The following is a 17920-nucleotide window of genomic DNA, read 5'->3' as shown; positions in this document are numbered from 1 at the left end:
GGAAATTAGTCCAGAGACAACAGTACAAGCAGAAGTTGGTAAGGATTATACGGCTCATGCTCTACAGATTGCAGGTTATGAGATTGACGGTAGTGAATCGCAAACAGTTACTGTAGGAGAAAAAGGAACAACAATTACCTTTAAGTACGTTGTCAAGAAGGAAGAAGCAAAACAAGCACCAGTGACAATTAAGTATGTCGATGCGACTGGTAAAGAAATTCATCCAGAGACAACAGTACAAGCAGAAGTTGGTAAGGATTATACGGCTCATGCTCTACAGATTGCTGGTTATGAGATTGACGGTAGTGAATCGCAAACAGTTACTGTAGGAGAAAAAGGAACAACAATTACCTTTAAGTACACTAAGATAAATAGTGGCAACACTAATCCTGGTGGCAATGGTAATAATTCAAATTCGAATAATATTCCTCTCCCTAATGCTGGAAATGGCAACTCAAGTTCAAACTCAAATCCAGGTGACAGTAAAGTGCCGGAACCTAGTCCTAAACCTATTCCAAATGCCATCGAAAAGACTTTAAAACACAATGCTTACTTCTATAGTAAAGAAGGCAAACGAGCTAATCTGTTAATTGCTAAGAAGGGGTCAATCATTGCCACTTATGGCACAGAAAAGATTAATGGTCATGATTTCTACTTGACTGATAATGGCTTATATGTTGATATTTACAACGTTGTTGGACAAAAGCGGAATTTGGTTCATAATGCTTTTGTTTATAACCGCTACGGCAAGCGAATTAGTTCTAAATTGCTTAAGAAGAATACAGCAGTTATTACTTATGGAGATCCTGTCAAGATTCATGGTAAAGCATATTACCTGACAATTAATAATCACTATGTCAAAGTCGCTAACTTTGCCCCATCTATTACTAGACCAAATAGAGAAGTAGCAGATGGTGTAACGGCCAATGCAGTGATTGTTCATAATTCTTATGTTTACAATGATGAAGGCAAACGAATTAATCAAGTTGTTCTTCAGGTCGGTTCTAGATTTACCATTGGACAAAGAAAAGTAGTGAGCGGTCATGAATTGCTAGAAATTGCTCCTAACCAGTATGTGGCAAGTGGGAATGTTATTGGTACAAAACGGCGGTTAAAAGCAGCTAGTCATATTTATAACAAAGATGGTAAGCGTTTAGCTGGTAAGCAATTAAAGAAGCATAAGACGATTAGAACCTATGGCAATGCAGTCAAAATTCATGGTAAAGCGTACTACAAAATTGGACATAACCAATATATTAAAAAGATAAATTTTTAAGGAGGATAGTTTAATTATTTTGAAATAAGAAAAGAAGCTCTCATAGCAATGGGGAGCTTCTTTTTTGTTTAATAAAATTCAAGATTGGTTAAAGATAATTGACATTACTTACTGACGCAGTTAAATTAAAAATAAAGTGTAGAATAGAGGGACTTAACGATGAAGAAAAGCATGAAGATGACAATCATTTCGGCAGCAGTGTCTTTGTTCTCTGTTGCCACGGGAGCAATTGCTACTTTATTAATTAATTCTTTTTCCAAAAAAGATCAAAGCCAAGATAAGCATGCTAGTAAACAATTAGCGCGAGCGGGTTATACTTTTAAACTTTCTCCACATGCAGTAATGTATCAACAAGCTGAAAAACAATCAACCTTTGAAAAAAAGGATGTTGAACAGCTAATTGAACAAAAAATATTATTTAAAATAATAGCTATTAAGACAATCTATAATACGGACATAGCTCATATTATTGATCAAAGCGGTGAACATCATGGCTGGGTTAACTTAGTTTCAGATCTTTATAATATTAAAGCATTAAAGCAGGGCTTAAAGTCTTTAGTTGAAGTTGAACTAAATTTGATGCGACTAAAAGATAATGCGGGTAAACAAATCGCTTTGAAACAATTGCCCCAGGTTCAAAAAGAAATTCAGAATTTGTCGCCGCGCAACAAACAAATTGGCGAAGTTTCCTTACATGAATTAATGCACTGGTTAGAATATGATAGTAATATTAATATTCCTAGTTTATTAATTGGTAAATATCCTGAAGAATAATATTTAGTAATTTAAATGGTTCCAAATATCGCAGTGATATTTGGAACCATTTTTGTTTATAAATATGCTATTATCAAATAAAAGCATTTTTAATCACATTGTTATTAAGGAGACCGCTATGCTTGAAGTTAATCACCTTACAATTAAGACCCGTCAACCAATCTTGCATGATTTTAGTTATCAGTTTATACCTGGTCAGTTTTATCAGATTGCTGCTGAAAATGGCTTAGGCAAAACTAGCTTTTTGCGGGCAATTACTAATTTAATCCCGATTGCCACCGGAAAAATTCGCTTAGAAGGTAAACCGTATGCCCAAAATATGGACAAAGTGTTTTTCTTCGAAAGTAATGACTGGCTCAATCCCAATCTAAATAGTTTAGACTATTTAAAATTTATTAAAAACATGTGGCATTCACAGGTGAATTTAGCAGACGAGTTAGCCTTTTTAGGGGTGCAAGATTACGCAAAAGTACCCATTAAAAAGTATTCCCTAGGAATGAAACAGAAATTGCTGGTAGCCATGTATTTTGTGAGTGATGCCGAATATTATCTAATGGATGAAATAACTAATGGTTTGGATGAAGCAAGTCGCAGACAACTTTATGATCGCTTAGCGCAAGAAGTTATGCATAAAAACAAATGTATTATCATGACTTCACATTATAGCAGTGAACTAAGGATGGTCAACGCTCATCGTTTAGTTTTAGAACAACAAATGATGCGTGAGGTGCAAGAATGATGTCGTACTTTGGTTTTCAATTTAAAAAAATAACTAAGCATAATTTAACCATAATTGCTTTGTGCATTTTAATAATTATTTCCTTTGGGGTGTTATTTCTTAATACCAATCAAATTGACAGCGGAGAATCAATCAGGGGGCAGATACAAAGCAATATTGTGATCCAAAAAAATAATATTGCCCAAGATAAGCAAGCATTAAAAAAGTATTCGCCGACTGGTGAAGGTTACCGACAAACTAAAATTGCACTGAAGCAAACGAAAAAGCAATTACAAGCAAATCAAGCGTTGATTGAGCATATTAATAAGGGGCAGTGGGGACCAGTTTATAAGGAAAAAATCAAAGAGATCAATAAAATGAAAACTACTGGATTAAGTGGGCGAAACCTTGACTTTGTTAGTGGCGTAAAAAAGCGTTATCAATATCTAGTTAAGCATCCGCTACCTTATGAAAGTGATGCCGCCGTTACTGGTGTTCAATTTTGGTCAGATTTAAATGGAACCTACTGGCCAGTTTTATTTACCTTAGTAATAATTTTTATTCTAACGTATCTATACACAGACGCTTATAAAAATGGATTAGATATCACCACTGCTTTACCAATAAATATAATGAGCAAGCTATTAACTAATAGCTTGGTGGGATTAGCCATTAGTTGTTTATTATATTTATTAGTTAGTTTATTAGTCTTTACGGGAGCGTCTTTAATTTTTGGTACGGGTAGTTTACAATACCCAGCTATTATTCATCACTTAGTCAATGGGCACTCAATAGTTGCTGTGGCTCCGTTAGCTACTTTAATCCCTAAAATGTTAATTTTGCAATTTTTGGAATTTATATTTTTAGTGCTGTTTATCCAGCTACTGGCAAAACTATTGCATAATCAATTGCCAACACTGTTATTAGCGGTACTTCTAATAGTGGGCATTGGGTTAGCAACCACCGTAATTGAACCTTTGGCTCGGATTGCCCAGTGGCTGCCTAACACTTATCTTAATGCAATCAATGTGGTTTCGGGGGCAGCCGCTTATAACTTAGATAATTATCGAATTAATTTTGCTAGTGGAGTAGATACCCTACTAATTGGTTCACTTATGTTGTTTAGTTTGATTTGCTTATTAGAACGGACTAGAACTCCTCATTTTAAAGAAGTGGGGGCACTATAATGGCTTATCTCCTATTTCAACTAAAAAAAGTAGTTAAAAATAAGTTGACACCAATTTGTCTTTCTATCCTGATTCTAATTTTAGGCGTTGTTTTATTCCTGAACCTGCGTACTACGCCTCAATTTACCTTGCAGGCAGGAGCCCAAAAAGAAGGCATGTACTACCAAACGGAAAATACCAAGTTAAAACAAAATTTGAAGCAGCAAAAGAAAAATAGTGACCTTTATCAAGAAACTGAACAAGATATTAACAGTAACCAAAAAATTGCCAACCAAGATTATCAAATACAAAAAGCTGCTCAAGCTGCTAAGTGGCAGTTAGCTTATACGCTTATGTGGCAAAAAAAGCAGCATGAAAAAAAACATTTAGAAAATATCGCTGATCAGATTGATCCAGCACAAGTGACAGAGACTAATAACAAACTAAAATTTTTTGCCTATCTTAAACGCAAACCACTTGCTTATGAAAGTCAAGATATGCCAGTAACGGGAATCCAATTTTGGTTGCACCTTAACGAGCAGTATCTACCGTATCTATTTACTTTGGTGGCTTTGTTTATCTTAACTTTATTATTAACAGAACCTTATCACCAAAAACTTGATCTAACTCGGCTCAATCCCATTAGTAAATGGCGTCAGGCCTTAACAGAAATTAGTGCAGGTTTAATTTTACTAGGAGGAAGTTTTTTGGTAATAAATTTGTTAATGATAATTGCCGCTACGATTTTTGCTGGTTCTGGCAATTTAGCTTTTCCGTATTTGACCTATAAATTTGTTAACGGTCGAATGATAACTAATTTTGTGGCTAGTGGCAATTTGATTTTACCAATTATTGTTTTGCAACTTTTGGGTCTGTTATTCTTAGTAGTTTTAGTAAGATTTTTAGCCAAAATTTTTCGCGCTCAACTGCCCACATTGCTGCTTGCAATCTTGTTAGTATTAGGAGTGAACGTGGCGGTAATAGCTGTCCCAATGTTAAGAAAAATCAGTGCATGGTTACCGGTGACGTATTTGAATGCGGTTGATACTGTGTCAGGGAAATTAGGAATGTTATACCAAAATTCGCAATTGAATTTTAGTTCAGGAATCATTGTTTTGCTTGGTAGTACGGTGATTATATTAGCTTTAACTGTTATTGTCGAGTATGCTCATAGCAGAGCATAGTAAGATAAGATTTCTAATAAAAATGTCTCATTCTTATAAAATGAGACATTTTTTAGTAGTTATAAACTTGTTTGGATATTATCAGCTAGATAGTTGTAAAGCATTCCTTGCTTTAATTCCTTAGTTTCAACTCCTAGGGCTTCGGCAATTGCATATGCATATGCCCACGCAGTAGCAGGACCGCGACTAGTAATAAGTTTATGTTTGGTGTCTGTAATCGTAATTGTTTCTTTAAATTTACCAGTTGGAGCATCTTGCTTAGTCTGTTTGTCAAAGCCTGGATAACAAGTATAATCAGCGTTGTCTAATAGACCATAACGGGCTAAGGCAATTGGAGCAGCACACATCGCTGCATTCCATTTGCCTTCTTCGTGACGCTTAACCATTAAATCGCGAAGGTTTTTATTATCGCGTAAATTTTCAGCACCGATTTTTCCGCCTGGGAAAGCAACTAAATCATAATTTAGTAAACTATCATCCACCACTTTATCACAGATAAGTTGAATTTGATGATCGCCAGTGATTTTTGGGCTAGTTAGACCAACCATGTCAGTTGGAATGCTTAAGCGTCGCAAAACATCAACTACACTTAATCCTTCTACTTCTTCACAGCCATTAGCAAATACTACTGCAACTTTTTTCATTGTTAAAACATCTCTTCTTTCTATTGATTATTATAGACTAGCTCATGTTAAGGTAAAATAATAAGTCACTAATTTTATTTAAATGCAGGGTTGGACGAGGGTTAATTGGGATTTTGCTTTTTTTGGGGGCTAACCATAATGATTGTAACCCAGCATTTTCGGCACCCTGAATTTCATCAGTTAGATCAGTCCCAATAACAAGACATGAATTTGGGTTAAGCGCTTGTTCACGGATAATCTGATCAAAAATTTTTCTGTCAGGCAATTTTTGAGAAAAATCATTCATAAAATAAGTGGCTGAAAAAAACGATAACAATTCACTTGGGCCAAGTCTAGAAATAATAGTTTTTCTTGATTCTTTAGCAAGCATAATTAGGTTGACTTGATTTTCAACTTCGTTTAAAAAATTGGTTACATCCTTTACAAGCTGTTGTTGCTTTTGTAATTCGTGAGTAAATAAATCTATTTGGCTGATGCCAAACGTTTGCAATAGCAGTTTGATTCGTTCGTTAAAGCCAAGCAGTTTGATTTGAGCTTGCAGATTATTATATTTTAATCGTTGGCTTGAACCAAATTCTTGTCCGATGGCATTTAAGGTGGACTTGAGTGCGCTTCTTTCAGCGGCAGATTCATTGAGTATGCTACCCTCTGGGATAAAGATTAATGTTTCAAATTTTGTCACTTTAAATTTACCTTCTTAAATGGTTTACTAACTGCATTATAATCGATATGATGATAAAAGGGGGAAATGATGCCAACATTTTTGACAATAATATTTATTCTTCTAGGAGGAATTATAAGTGGGCTTTTATCATCAGTGGCTTCAATGGCTTCACTAGCATCTTACCCAGTTTTATTAGCGGTTGGGATTCCTCCCGTTTATGCTAATATTACTAATGATGCCGCGTTGATTTGGACTAGTATTGGTTCAACAATTTCTTCTACTAAGGAACTAAAAGGGCATTGGCGTCAGGTGGCTTTTTATGCTATTTTCACTGTTTCTGGTTCACTTTTAGGAACATATTTATTATTGGCGTTTCCAGCGAAAATTTTCGAAAAACTAGTTCCATTTTTTATTGCTGGGTCTGGGGTGATGGTGATTGCTTCTGGAAAGCATCATAATTTAGAGCCTCATAAACGTCCTTTATGGCAGGAACTACTATATATTTTTGCACTTTTAGTAATGGGAGTATATACTGGCTATTTTGGCGCTGCTGGTGGGGTCATTATTTTGGTTTTACTGACATATATTACTAATGAAAAATTCATCGTAATAAATGCAATAAAAAATGTTGTTTGTGGTTTAGGTAATCTTGTAGCCTTAATTGTGTTTGCGGTTACCACACATGTTTATTGGCTACAAGCTATTCCATTAGCAATTGGGATGTTTATTGGTGGATTTCTTGGAATGGGAATATTACGTAAGGTTCCAGCTAATGCTGTTCGGCTGTTTATTGCAGTTCTTGCCTTTATCCAAGCTGGGTATTTCTTTTATCGAGCATATATGTTATAGTTTATTCCACATTATTTAAAGTAAGGAAAGGAGAATGAGAGGTGGCAACAGAAGTTTATTTAGTGCGACATGGCGAAACAATGTTCAATCAGTTGAACAAGGTTCAGGGATGGTGCGATTCTCCTTTGACAATCAATGGGATTAATGACTTAAAGCGCACGGCACAAGCGTTAAGACAGGTTCATTTTGATAATATGTATTCTTCCGACCTTAAACGTGCAATTGATACTGTTCATTTAATGAAAGATGTTAATCAGGTTTCCGAGATAGGAAAGATAAAAAAATTACCTGAATTTCGCGAAGTGTTTTTCGGGTCCTTTGAAGGTGATGACATTGCTGACACTTGGGAGCAAGTATCACTAGCTGCAGGGATGTTACCCGAAAAAAACATTACTAATATAATTAATCAAGTGGGCATCGATGAATTTCGGCAGGCAACGAAAAAAGCTGATCCAAGGCATTTAGCCGAAAATAAACAGGAACTTGACCAGCGAATGGTACGGGCAATTTCTGTCTTACGTGATTTAACTACAAAAGAACAGAGAATATTGATTGTTTCTCATGGTGATTTTATTAAAACCTTAGCAATTAAGTACTGGAATCAAAGTGATGGTAAACATGACATTATTTTTCCTAATAATGGTAGTGTTAGCCGAGGTATCTTGCATAATAATGGTCAGTTTGAAATTGTTGATTATAATGTTGATGCTGAAAATATTTAAAGTCCTACTTTTAGTAGGACTTTTTGTTACACTAACTGCAAAGGAGAAAAGCAAATGAAGGATCCTACTACAAAGCGGTATGCTTATGTTACAGCGCTGAATGTGATAATCACGATTAGTGAATTTGTCGGAGGATTTATTTCTGGCTCATTGTCATTATTATCTGATGCGGTTCACAATCTAAGTGATGTTGGTGCAATTGTTATTTCGTTTGTTGCCCATTTAATCAGCAATCGACGTAGCAATCAGGAAAAGACTTTTGGTTACCAACGTGCAGAGACTTTGGCAGCCTTTACTAATGGCATCATTTTAATTTTAATCAGTATAGTGCTTTTTATTGAGGCAATTGAACGATTTTGGCAACCGACCAAAATTAGTGGTGGTATTATGCTGGTTGTTGCCATTATTGGACTAGTTGCGAATGTGGTTTCGATGGTTGTTATGCATCAAAATAATAAAGATAACCTTAACGTAAGGTCTACTTTTATCCATATGCTAAGTGATGCTCTTTCGAGTGTTGCTGTTGTCATTGGAGCTATTTGTATTTATTTTTGGCATGTTGCTTGGCTTGATCCAGTAATGACAATCTTAGTATCATTGTTCGTTTTACGTGAAGCAATTGTATTAACTAATGAAGCAGCTAATATTTTAATGGAGTCAAATCCTGATATTGATTTAGACAAAGTAAACCAGATCGTATTATCTTTTACAGAAATTAAAAATATTCACCACGTCCATGTTTGGCGCTATAGTGATCAATATATTATGCTGGATGCTCATGTTAACGTTGATGCAAAATTAACGGCAGGCGAATTCGAACAGTTAACACAAGAAATTAGTCAAAAATTGGCAACTTTAGGGATTAATCACATTAATTTTCAGGTAGAATGTGAACGTGGTAAAAACTATCAAATGATTGTATCAGATCGTGAACATGAGGAGTAAAGAAAGTGAATTTTAAAGTTAATGTATATACGGCAATTATTGTATTAATCGTTGGCTTATATGATCTAGCCTATGCTTTTAATCGACGCCAAAATCACAGTCGTGGTAATAAAGCCTTTATGATTCTTGGTTTAATCTTTACGGTTGCAGGTGTTGCACTTTTGTTTATGCATTGGATGAATTAAAAATGGTCAAGTTAGTGCTCTTGCGGCATGGTGAAAGTACCGCTAATTATGCTAATATTTATACGGGTTGGAATGATGTTAAATTAACGTCTCGTGGCAGGACACAAGCTGTATTGGCTGGTCAATTAATTAGCAAGATCCCTAATTTTGCTCCCACCCATGTGCATACTTCTATTCTTGTGCGAGCGATTGAAACGGCAAACATTGTTGCAGAAGTTGCCAACTTTTTATATTTGCCAATTACTAAAACTTGGCGGCTAAATGAACGTCACTATGGAAAACTTCGGGGATTAAATAAAGATTTATCACGAGAAATTTTTGGACAAAAGCAAATATTAGAATGGCGCAGGGGCTTTTACTCTGTTCCACCCGCTGGTGATCGAATTACCGATCGACGTTATGTTAATTGTGATCGCCAAAGATTACCGCGAGCTGAAAGTCTCTACCAAACGCAACAAAGAGTATTACCCTACTATCATAACGAAGTAGCACGACGTCTACTTAAAGGCGAGGATCAACTAATTGTGGCACATGGTTCAACTTTACGTGCTTTAATCAAGAAACTTGAACAAATTGATGATAGCGCTATTACTGAACTGGAAGTTTATAATGCCGAGCCCATCGTATACACTTTTGATAAATACTTACATATAAGGAACAAACAGGTATTATCTTGATTTTTTGTCTGGCTTTTTTAGTTATAAGAGTGGAATTGGCCAGATATATGTTAAAATTTAAGACGATACTAAATATATTTACATTCTTAGTTTGGAGTAGAAGGCATGCGTAAAATATTTTTGTTGCGAGGCGCCCCCGGCTCCGGTAAATCTTCTTTCATTTCGCGTCATCACTTACAACCGTACGCGATTAGCCGTGATCAAATTAGATTATTGTTGGCAAATTTAACCTATTACTATGAAGAAGATACCGATTGTTTACATCAAGTTATTCCGCGCTATGCAAATGAGCAAACGGAGAAAGTGGTGGATTACCTCGTAGAAGAAAAGATGAAACGTGGCGAAACGGTGATTGTCGACAGTACCCATATTCTTGCCGAAAATGTCGAGCATTATCAACCGTGGGTTGAAAGATACCGTTATGAATTATTTGTGGTTGACTTGATGTATCATAGGAATTTGCGAAGTCTGCTTGAACGCAATGAAATTCGGCGACAGTATGACTGGGTCAAGCCTAATGTGGTTAGGGAAATGTATTTATCTTATCAGAGTAATACTCAACTTCCAGAATGGGCTCATGTTATTAGTCCTAATCAGATGGGTAAAGCATTATCACAAAGGGAAAGTAATTTAGATTATTATACTCACGTAATGGCGGTTCCCGATAAAATGAGGGAAGAAGATTTTCCCCATGTCCATATTTCTAATTTTTATTTTTCCTTTAATGATCGTTTTACGGCAAAGTATGGTACTTATCGTAATGTTGTCACGATTGGCAAAACAAAAGAGGAAATTATTAATGAATTTCGGTTGCCATACTTTGTTTTTAAGTTCCATCATAAACACTTTTTAATTTCGGCATACCCGATTAGAAATGAAATGCTTGATCCGATTAAAAAAGTTAAGGGTATGTGGACTTATTCTACGGGATTGGTTAATTTGGCTGATTTTGTGGAACCATTTCCCCCAAGTCAAGCGCAACATGTACATCAATTTAATTTAAGTAAGTTACAACCAGATAGGTTGCTTCATATTTGGTAAAAAAACGTCGCTAATTAGCGACATTTTTAATTTGAAGAATTAAAAGTATAGTAAAGTTATCATTTCAAAAAGATAAAATTGTCATCTTCTTTTTGATTACTAATTTTAGAATGAAGTTTTAAATATGAAATTAAAAAAAGGCAGTTATTGCCTTTTTTTGTTGCTTTTAAGCATAACAAAATCTTAATCTGTTATTAATAACTACCGTTATCTAAGAATTAATGTTTACTTTTTCTTCGCTTATTTGCCTTATTTTATTAATTATTGTTTACTTATTTAGTAATTGCTAACCCCATGCTAGTAGCTAATTAGCTTTAATTAAATCCAGCTTTTTCTAAGGTTTATTATTTTCTCAAATAACGGTAATTCTATATTACTTTTTTTTTTTTTTTTATATAATCTGTACGATCCCGCAAATTGAGATATCATAAACTTGAGCGCATTTAGTAATAGCTTTCGTTTCCTATTTACGACTATTTTTGAATTATATATTGGTATATTTTTATAGTTTAAATTTTACTCAGACTAAAGCTATAATTATCAACGTTTTACTAATTGCGTCTGTCAAAGGTCAAGAAAATTTTGTTGCTAGTTTAGTGACTTTTGCGGTAGTAATACTTTTTTGCTTGTTCATTTTACTACTACGAAATTAGTACTTATAGTTAGTAAAACTACAACCTGACTTTTGATGTTTTCCCGCTGAATTAATGTTAATTTGGCGGGTTTAACTGTCAATATTTTAAAAAATTGCTAGGAGGAATCATTTTTGCAAACTAAGAAGCGTTGGTGGCTGGGATTAGTTTTGGTCTTGGCAATCTGGTTAACTCCGCAAACCATGGTGGTGGCTGCTCAATCAGATGATAGCACCGACTTTGAAGTTAGGCCGCTTTTCCCCGAAGAGCAGGTCGATACGACCCGTAACTACTTTGATTTAGCTTATCGGAAGAATTCCACTCATGTGATTAAGATGGCTGTACAGAACTTTTCTAAGAAAACGATCACGGTGCGGGTTAATTTGCGTAATGCCTATACCCAAGATGGGGGCGGCATTGATTTTACGCCTCAGACTAAAACACTTGATCCTAGTTTAAAGCATCCTCTAACTACCTTAATCACGCTTCATAAGGGCGACCAGAAGCTTAAGCTAGGGCCGAGGCAATCCCGCGTTATCAGTGCCACCGTTAAGCTGCCTAAAGAGCGCTTTGATGGCATGATCTATGGCGACTGGCACTTTGTCGAACACCCCAAGAGGCCCAAGACTAAGGGCGGCATGATTACCTCTAATTACGCCTATTCCGTAGGAATTGTCTTACGCGGACAGAACTATCAGGTCTTTCCCAAGGTGAAATACGCCACTACCAAACCGATACTCTTTAACCGTCACCCCGCTTTAGGCGTTACCTTGCGTAATATTGCCCCCATGGCTATTTCTAAAGCAAGTGTTGCGGTAGCCATCGGTCGCAGTGGCGGCGAGGTGCGCACCTTTAACGCCAACAACTTTATGATTGCCCCTAATTCGCGCATTGTGTTGCCCATTTCCTGGAGCTATGATGCACTACAATCCGGTATATATCATATCAAAGTCACCCTAAAAGGATTGAATACGCAGAATCGCTTCCCGGTAAGTTGGACCTTTAACGAAACCATGAAGGTGAATAATTCCCAGGCTAAGACAATCAATGACCGTGCTGTTAAAAAGCCGATTAATTATTGGCTGTATGCCACGATTATTTGCGGGGTTTTACTGGTGTTAAGTCTCGGCGGTTTGGTTTGGACTTTCATGTTGCGGCCGCGCACTAAAGGAGGTGATAGTATTTGAAAGTATTGATCGCAAAATTTTCCTACCGTCGCGTGCAGTGGTTTTGGCTGGGGTTATCGATACTCTTAGCAATTGCCTTTGCGACGTGTCTGTACTTTACAATCAAAACATATAACGATTTTAATACTTGGAAGACGATCAATCTTTATTAACTAGTAAACAATCGTTGGAATAATCATTGCAAGATGATTAGTTGTGTATGAAAAATATATATTTGAAGGAGGAACTTCAAGATGAAATTAACTAAAATAGCCAGTATGGTAATGACAAGTGCCACAGTCTTATCGACTGTAGCTGCCGCTACCCCGGCCATTATTCAAGCTCGAACCCAAGAAGGCTTGAATGGCGCATCTAGAAACGAGGGTAAAGTCTTACCAGATACCAATCATAGTACAGTGGGGATTACCTTTGGAAAAGACAGCCCAAATCCTAACCCAGATAATCCAAATAAACCAGATAATCCAAATAAACCAGATAATCCAAATAAACCAGATAATCCAAATAAACCAGATGATGGCAAGGGCTATTTACGCTTGCAACATGTGCCAGAAGTACTCGACTTTGGTAGTCATACTGCGTTTAATTCTGCCAACCCTGTCTTTACAGCAGCTGGTACAAACGTAAATGGTATCGTAAATGGTACCAACAATGATGTATATCCTGGATATGCCGGGGGAGCTAACCAGACCCCGAAGCTTTCTACCACTGAGCCTGAGTTAATTAATGTTATTGGTAAGACTTGGGTGACAGTGGTTGATAAGCAACAGAACCGTTCAGGCGTAGAACCTGGTGACAAGAATAATGACCATGCAGGAGATTGGCAGTTAAGTGTTAAAGCCGATGGTCCGCTGACAACTGGTAGTAGCAAAACAATTAGTGGCGCCACGCTAGGTTTTAACAATACTGTAGTTGGCCAAACACGAGATGCTATGCGATTAACAGGAAATATAGATGATGGAAATTATAATTCTCCCGCTAATCTGGTCGATCTCAATAGTGTGAATAAAAGTTTTACGGTTAATTTAGATACCAATGGTACCGCAGTTCAGCTTGGGAACGCACCATCAACTGCTACTGGTGTTGGAGCAGCCGTTTTTGCTTGGGATCCAAGTGATATCAAGTTGACTTTACCAACCACTGCCAGTGTTGATGCAGGAACTTATACGACTTCATTAACTTGGACTTTATCAACAGGAATTCAATAAACTTAAGATTTTGTCAAGATACTTACTAACTAACAATTAAGTGATATTTTTTCACTTATACCTGCAAGTTTTGCCTAATTTTCTTAAATTAAAGTTTAAGGAAATTCTGGTAGAAGTTTGTTGTTAGGCAACAATAATAATGATTTTATAAAAGGTGCTCAAGCATAAAGCTTGAGCATCTTTTTTGTTTAATTAGGATTATAAAAAGGCGGTAGACAACTTTGAAGTCTACTGCCCGTTACTTATTGTTGCTAAAATAATTATTTCGCTAAGGCGCCCATTGGATCCCATGGCAAAAGTTGAATAGGATCTTTAGCCCCCTCATCAAACTCGGTCTTTAAAGTATCAGAGAGAAACTTTTTGTTAATCACCGCTTGGTATACAAAAGCATCAAACCAAGCATCACTCATTACAAAGTAACCTTTGAAGCCCGGCTTTTCACCCCAAGAGTTTTCAATTTTCCATTTAGTTGGTTTTCCTTCAACTAAATCAACCCCAGTAATCACCATGGCGTGATCCATCATGCTTTCGCCAGAATCAAGTTTGTCGCCCTTTGACATTGACATATCAATATCAAATAATTCATCGCGCTGGTAAATCTTGGTATCAAGCAAGCCTAGTTGTCTTTCGGAATCTTTGCCCACATTTGAGCCAAACCAAACGACTTCACCACCCTTTAATTGTTGGATGATTAAAGCTTTCATTTCGGCAATTTCTAAGTTCATGTGCCGTACTTGGCGCCCACCGACAACATTGCCAAGGTATTCAACAGAAAAGACTTTATGATATGGCTTATCAGTTGTTGGTGAATTAATAATTGATACATGGTCTTCAAGATTCATGCCAACATACTTATCGAAGAATTCTTTTGGTGTAAGATCTGCTTCGCGGTGATAGTTGCCATCATCATCTTTGTATTCAAAGTCAAATTTCTTTGGTGGCATTCCCAATGAAATAACAAGAACTCTGAAAACATCATTCAAAAATTCATGCTTGCGAGCGGCAACTTCGTTTTCAGTTTTACCATTATTAATCATTGCGCGCAAAGCTAACCCATCTTTACGTAAAAGAGTATTCAAAGTGTCATTCAAGGCACTTGAACTAGTGGCATTAGCTGTTTCGGGATAAACTGCTTTAGGTACAATACCGTATTTTTCGATTAGGCCGCATAGCATATCCCATTGCCCACCATCTTGTTGTGGAGTTGCAAACAAGAAGCTAACTTTCCGATCTCCTAAAGGTTTATCGGCAGTAGCAATGACATTTTCAAAGAACCAGTTAGACTTTTCGAATTTGTCCCAGAAGTTAGTGTAATTTTGGGATAATTCAAAGTCTTTAACTTTGTATTCTTTTTGTAAAGGGTGACGCATGGTATTTAAAGCTGAAAACATCCAGCAGCGACCTGATTGTTTTTGGTCAGCGGGTTTACCTGTATCAATTTCGATAGAAAAAGTTGGCTCGAGGTCAATCTTTGATTGCAAATTTTGACTAGCCTTGTAAATGCCATTTTGTTGGGCAGCCCGGCTAGCAATGTTAATGCCAGGGTGCTTGTCTAGATCAGCAGCAAAATTAGCAATTGCTTCATTTGTGATTTCTTTTGTCATAAAATGTTTCCTCCTTAAAGTTAATTACTTCTATTTTAGCCTAATGTACGTGAGTAGTCTAATATATAAAGTTTGATAATTATTTGCTATAAGGCTTGTGATACCAAATTTTATCAAATTCTGAATGTTGGCTAAAATAGGCGATGACTTGCGGGTCAAGTGGCCACACTGGTATTTGGGACTTTTGAGCAATTTCCATTACTACTTTCATCTGATCGTGTAAAATTTGCTTACTATTTACATCGGGGTTAATAAATAAGTGATTCATTACCCAGACTGGTCCAGTTTGTCGGTTAATTTTGTCCATTGACCACCGGCAGATTAGGCGATTATTATCGTCGTTAACTTGGAAGGCTTGATGGGGATTATCAATATCGAACATGGCATTTTCCTTTTAAAATAACTTATTTTTACGTATTTAATCATATAGAAGATTTCTGAATCTTCGTAATCTATTGTAAAATAAATATTAATGTTTTAAAGGAGATAAAATGAAGAAAAATCGTGGTTTTGAAGTCGTATCTAAATATCAAGATCAAAAAATCATGTTACCAAGACGGCAAACACTTGCAAGTGCAGGCTATGATTTAGAGGCGGCTAAAGATATGGTAGTTCCGAGTATTTGGCGTCTTAATTTTGTACGCATTTTTCGTTTATTGCGTAATGGTCATCAACTTTATGAATCTGATTATGAGCTTGCTGATGAAATTTTACGACCAATATTAATACCAACTGGAATCAAGGCGTATATGCCTGAAGATGAAGTTCTGATTTTGGCAAATCGCTCATCTAATACTTTTAAACGTAGCTTAAGTTTACCCAATGGAATTGGAGTCATAGACGCAGATTACTATAATAATGAGAAAAATGAGGGTGAAATTTTCGTTCAAATGCTTAATTATGGTATCAGACCAATTAAAATTCACAAGGGAGATCGCATTGTCCAAGGTATTTTTATTAAATACAACAAAGTTGATAATGATTTGCCAGTCGATCGTCAAAGATGTAACGGCTTTGGTTCAACAAATGAGAAGGAGGACTAATGGGAAAGATTAAAACTAAGTATAAATGTCGTTCATGTGGCTATATTTCTGCTAGTTATTTAGGGCGTTGTCCTAATTGTGGGGCATGGAATCAGTTTGAAAAAGAAACTGAAACATTGCAGACACGATCAAGTAAAGGTAGTCCCAGTAGACTCATTAAGCAAGCTGGTGGCAGTGAACCGATTAAAATGGATCAGGTAAAAGCAGAAAAAGAAGAACGTATTCAAACTAGCATGGGTGAATTAAATCGTGTCCTTGGAGGCGGGATTGTACCTGGATCACTTGTTTTGATCGGTGGAGATCCAGGGATTGGTAAATCAACATTAATGTTGCAAATCATGAGCGAACTATCGCATCAGCATAAAGTGCTTTATGTTTCAGGAGAAGAGTCTGCAAATCAGATTAAGTTGCGTGCCGATCGTTTAGGGCTAAAATCTGGCGAAATGTTACTATATCCTGAAACCGATATGGAGGATATTAGACGTCAAATTGATACCGTTCATCCTGACTTCGTAGTTATAGATTCAATTCAGACAATGAATGAGCCAAGTCTTGATTCAATGACGGGTTCAGCTTCACAAGTGCGAGAAGTAACAAGTGAATTAATGAAGATTGCTAAAGTTGATGCAATTACGGTTTTTGTGATTGGTCATGTCACTAAAGAAGGCGCAATTGCTGGACCAAAAATTTTGGAGCACATGGTTGACACCGTTCTTTATTTTGAGGGTGATGAACACCATGCCTACCGCATTTTACATTCAGTAAAAAATCGTTTTGGCGCCGCAAATGAAATTGGAATGTTTGAAATGGTAAATAGGGGTCTCAAAGAGGTAACCAATCCGTCAGCAATATTTTTGGATGAGCGTTTACCTGAATCAACGGGCTCAGCAATTGTAGTTTCATTAGAAGGAACAAGACCAATTCTGGCAGAGATTCAGGCACTAGTTACGCCAACGGCATTTGGTTATGCTAAGAGAACGACTTCAGGGGTTGATTTTAATCGAGCGGCTCTTTTATTAGCAGTCTTAGAGAAGCGAGGCAACTTAATGTTGCAAAATCAAGATGTTTACTTAACTGCAACGGGTGGCATTCGTTTGAATGAACCTGCCATTGATTTAGCGGTTGTAATGGCGATTGCTTCTAGTTATAAAAATCAGGAGATACTGCCGACCGATTGTTTTGTGGGTGAAGTTGGTTTAACGGGCGAGGTGCGCCGTGTTAATCAAATTGATGCCCGGATTAAGGAAGCCGCTAAGACTGGTTTTAAGCGTATCTTTATTCCAAAACATAATATGAGGAATAGCTTGAAGCAATTAGGAATTGAAGTAATTCCTGTTGCAAGTATTCCACAAGCATTAAAATTGGTTTTGGGATAAGGAAAGATTGAACTTTTAGCTTATTACG

The 17920-nt window shown here is 36.5% G+C and carries 20 protein-coding genes; 16 read left to right on the top strand and 4 right to left on the bottom strand.

Annotated features, from left to right (window positions below):
- The 5 genes from F5ESL0246_RS06255 to F5ESL0246_RS06235 all read left to right on the top strand — a co-directional run.
- A partial coding sequence (locus F5ESL0246_RS06255) for an SLAP domain-containing protein (RefSeq protein ID WP_199699527.1) occupies window positions 1-1276 on the top strand: 1276 nt, incomplete at its 5' end.
- A 159-nt stretch (window positions 1277-1435) separates the two neighbouring features.
- Window positions 1436-2050 (top strand): hypothetical protein, encoded by a 615-nt coding sequence (locus F5ESL0246_RS06250; protein WP_122018749.1) that lies wholly within the window; start codon window positions 1436-1438, stop codon window positions 2048-2050.
- Between the two features lie 118 nt (window positions 2051-2168).
- The gene (locus F5ESL0246_RS06245; protein ID WP_122018747.1) at window positions 2169-2789 is read left to right on the top strand and encodes an ABC transporter ATP-binding protein; all 621 of its coding nucleotides are present in this window, start codon (window positions 2169-2171) and stop codon (window positions 2787-2789) included.
- On the top strand, window positions 2786-3955 hold the full coding sequence (locus F5ESL0246_RS06240) for a hypothetical protein (protein ID WP_122018745.1): 1170 nt from the start codon (window positions 2786-2788) through the stop codon (window positions 3953-3955). Before F5ESL0246_RS06245 ends, F5ESL0246_RS06240 begins: the two co-directional genes overlap by 4 nt.
- Window positions 3955-5118 carry a hypothetical protein gene (locus F5ESL0246_RS06235; RefSeq protein ID WP_122018743.1) on the top strand — a complete coding sequence of 388 codons (1164 nt, stop codon included), beginning with the start codon at window positions 3955-3957 and terminating at the stop codon, window positions 5116-5118. Before F5ESL0246_RS06240 ends, F5ESL0246_RS06235 begins: the two co-directional genes overlap by 1 nt.
- 59 nt (window positions 5119-5177) lie before the next feature.
- Here F5ESL0246_RS06235 and F5ESL0246_RS06230 read toward each other — a convergent pair whose 3' ends face one another.
- Window positions 5178-5762 (bottom strand): DJ-1 family glyoxalase III, encoded by a 585-nt coding sequence (locus F5ESL0246_RS06230; protein WP_122018741.1) that lies wholly within the window; start codon window positions 5760-5762, stop codon window positions 5178-5180.
- Window positions 5763-5799: 37 nt separating this feature from the next.
- Window positions 5800-6444: an HAD family hydrolase gene (locus F5ESL0246_RS06225; RefSeq protein ID WP_122018739.1), complete on the bottom strand. Its 645-nt coding sequence runs from the start codon at window positions 6442-6444 to the stop codon at window positions 5800-5802.
- Between the two features lie 69 nt (window positions 6445-6513).
- On the opposite strand from F5ESL0246_RS06225, the gene F5ESL0246_RS06220 reads away from it, so the two are divergent.
- The 9 genes from F5ESL0246_RS06220 (at window position 6514) to F5ESL0246_RS06180 (ending at window position 13869) form a co-directional block, all read left to right on the top strand.
- Window positions 6514-7275: a sulfite exporter TauE/SafE family protein gene (locus tag F5ESL0246_RS06220; protein WP_122018737.1), complete on the top strand. Its 762-nt coding sequence runs from the start codon at window positions 6514-6516 to the stop codon at window positions 7273-7275.
- 41 nt (window positions 7276-7316) lie between these two features.
- Window positions 7317-7997 carry a histidine phosphatase family protein gene (locus F5ESL0246_RS06215; protein ID WP_122018735.1) on the top strand — a complete coding sequence of 227 codons (681 nt, stop codon included), beginning with the start codon at window positions 7317-7319 and terminating at the stop codon, window positions 7995-7997.
- Between the two features lie 54 nt (window positions 7998-8051).
- Window positions 8052-8942: a cation diffusion facilitator family transporter gene (locus tag F5ESL0246_RS06210; protein WP_122018733.1), complete on the top strand. Its 891-nt coding sequence runs from the start codon at window positions 8052-8054 to the stop codon at window positions 8940-8942.
- 5 nt (window positions 8943-8947) lie between these two features.
- A complete protein-coding gene (locus F5ESL0246_RS06205; RefSeq protein WP_122018731.1) occupies window positions 8948-9127 on the top strand; it encodes a DUF308 domain-containing protein in 180 nt (59 codons plus the stop codon).
- Window positions 9128-9129: 2 nt separating this feature from the next.
- Window positions 9130-9804, top strand: coding sequence for a 2,3-diphosphoglycerate-dependent phosphoglycerate mutase (locus F5ESL0246_RS06200; RefSeq protein WP_122018728.1), 675 nt, complete (start codon window positions 9130-9132; stop codon window positions 9802-9804).
- Window positions 9805-9909: 105 nt separating this feature from the next.
- Entirely contained in the window at window positions 9910-10845 is a 936-nt protein-coding gene (locus tag F5ESL0246_RS06195) for an AAA family ATPase (protein WP_122018726.1), read from the top strand.
- Window positions 10846-11611: 766 nt separating this feature from the next.
- The gene (locus tag F5ESL0246_RS06190; RefSeq protein ID WP_233551603.1) at window positions 11612-12664 is read left to right on the top strand and encodes a DUF916 and DUF3324 domain-containing protein; all 1053 of its coding nucleotides are present in this window, start codon (window positions 11612-11614) and stop codon (window positions 12662-12664) included.
- The gene (locus F5ESL0246_RS06185) at window positions 12661-12816 is read left to right on the top strand and encodes a hypothetical protein (RefSeq protein WP_122018724.1); all 156 of its coding nucleotides are present in this window, start codon (window positions 12661-12663) and stop codon (window positions 12814-12816) included. Before F5ESL0246_RS06190 ends, F5ESL0246_RS06185 begins: the two co-directional genes overlap by 4 nt.
- Window positions 12817-12897: 81 nt before the next feature.
- Window positions 12898-13869 (top strand): WxL domain-containing protein, encoded by a 972-nt coding sequence (locus F5ESL0246_RS06180; protein ID WP_122018721.1) that lies wholly within the window; start codon window positions 12898-12900, stop codon window positions 13867-13869.
- A gap of 260 nt (window positions 13870-14129) precedes the next feature.
- Here F5ESL0246_RS06180 and pepC read toward each other — a convergent pair whose 3' ends face one another.
- Window positions 14130-15473 (bottom strand): aminopeptidase C, encoded by a 1344-nt coding sequence (gene pepC / locus F5ESL0246_RS06175; RefSeq protein WP_122018718.1) that lies wholly within the window; start codon window positions 15471-15473, stop codon window positions 14130-14132.
- 79 nt (window positions 15474-15552) lie between these two features.
- Window positions 15553-15855: a hypothetical protein gene (locus F5ESL0246_RS06170; protein WP_122018716.1), complete on the bottom strand. Its 303-nt coding sequence runs from the start codon at window positions 15853-15855 to the stop codon at window positions 15553-15555.
- Between the two features lie 109 nt (window positions 15856-15964).
- Between F5ESL0246_RS06170 and F5ESL0246_RS06165 the strand changes: the two genes are divergently transcribed.
- Both F5ESL0246_RS06165 and radA read left to right on the top strand, forming a co-directional pair.
- Window positions 15965-16516: a dUTP diphosphatase gene (locus F5ESL0246_RS06165; RefSeq protein WP_122018714.1), complete on the top strand. Its 552-nt coding sequence runs from the start codon at window positions 15965-15967 to the stop codon at window positions 16514-16516.
- Window positions 16516-17892, top strand: coding sequence for a DNA repair protein RadA (radA, locus tag F5ESL0246_RS06160; RefSeq protein ID WP_122018712.1), 1377 nt, complete (start codon window positions 16516-16518; stop codon window positions 17890-17892). The genes F5ESL0246_RS06165 and radA overlap by 1 nt, the downstream gene beginning before the upstream one ends.
- Window positions 17893-17920 lie beyond the last annotated feature (28 nt).

Origin of the sequence: Lactobacillus sp. ESL0246 (assembly GCF_003692965.1) — a bacterium.
In the GTDB taxonomy this organism is placed as follows: domain Bacteria; phylum Bacillota; class Bacilli; order Lactobacillales; family Lactobacillaceae; genus Lactobacillus.
This window is presented reverse-complemented; position numbering and strand designations above follow the sequence as displayed.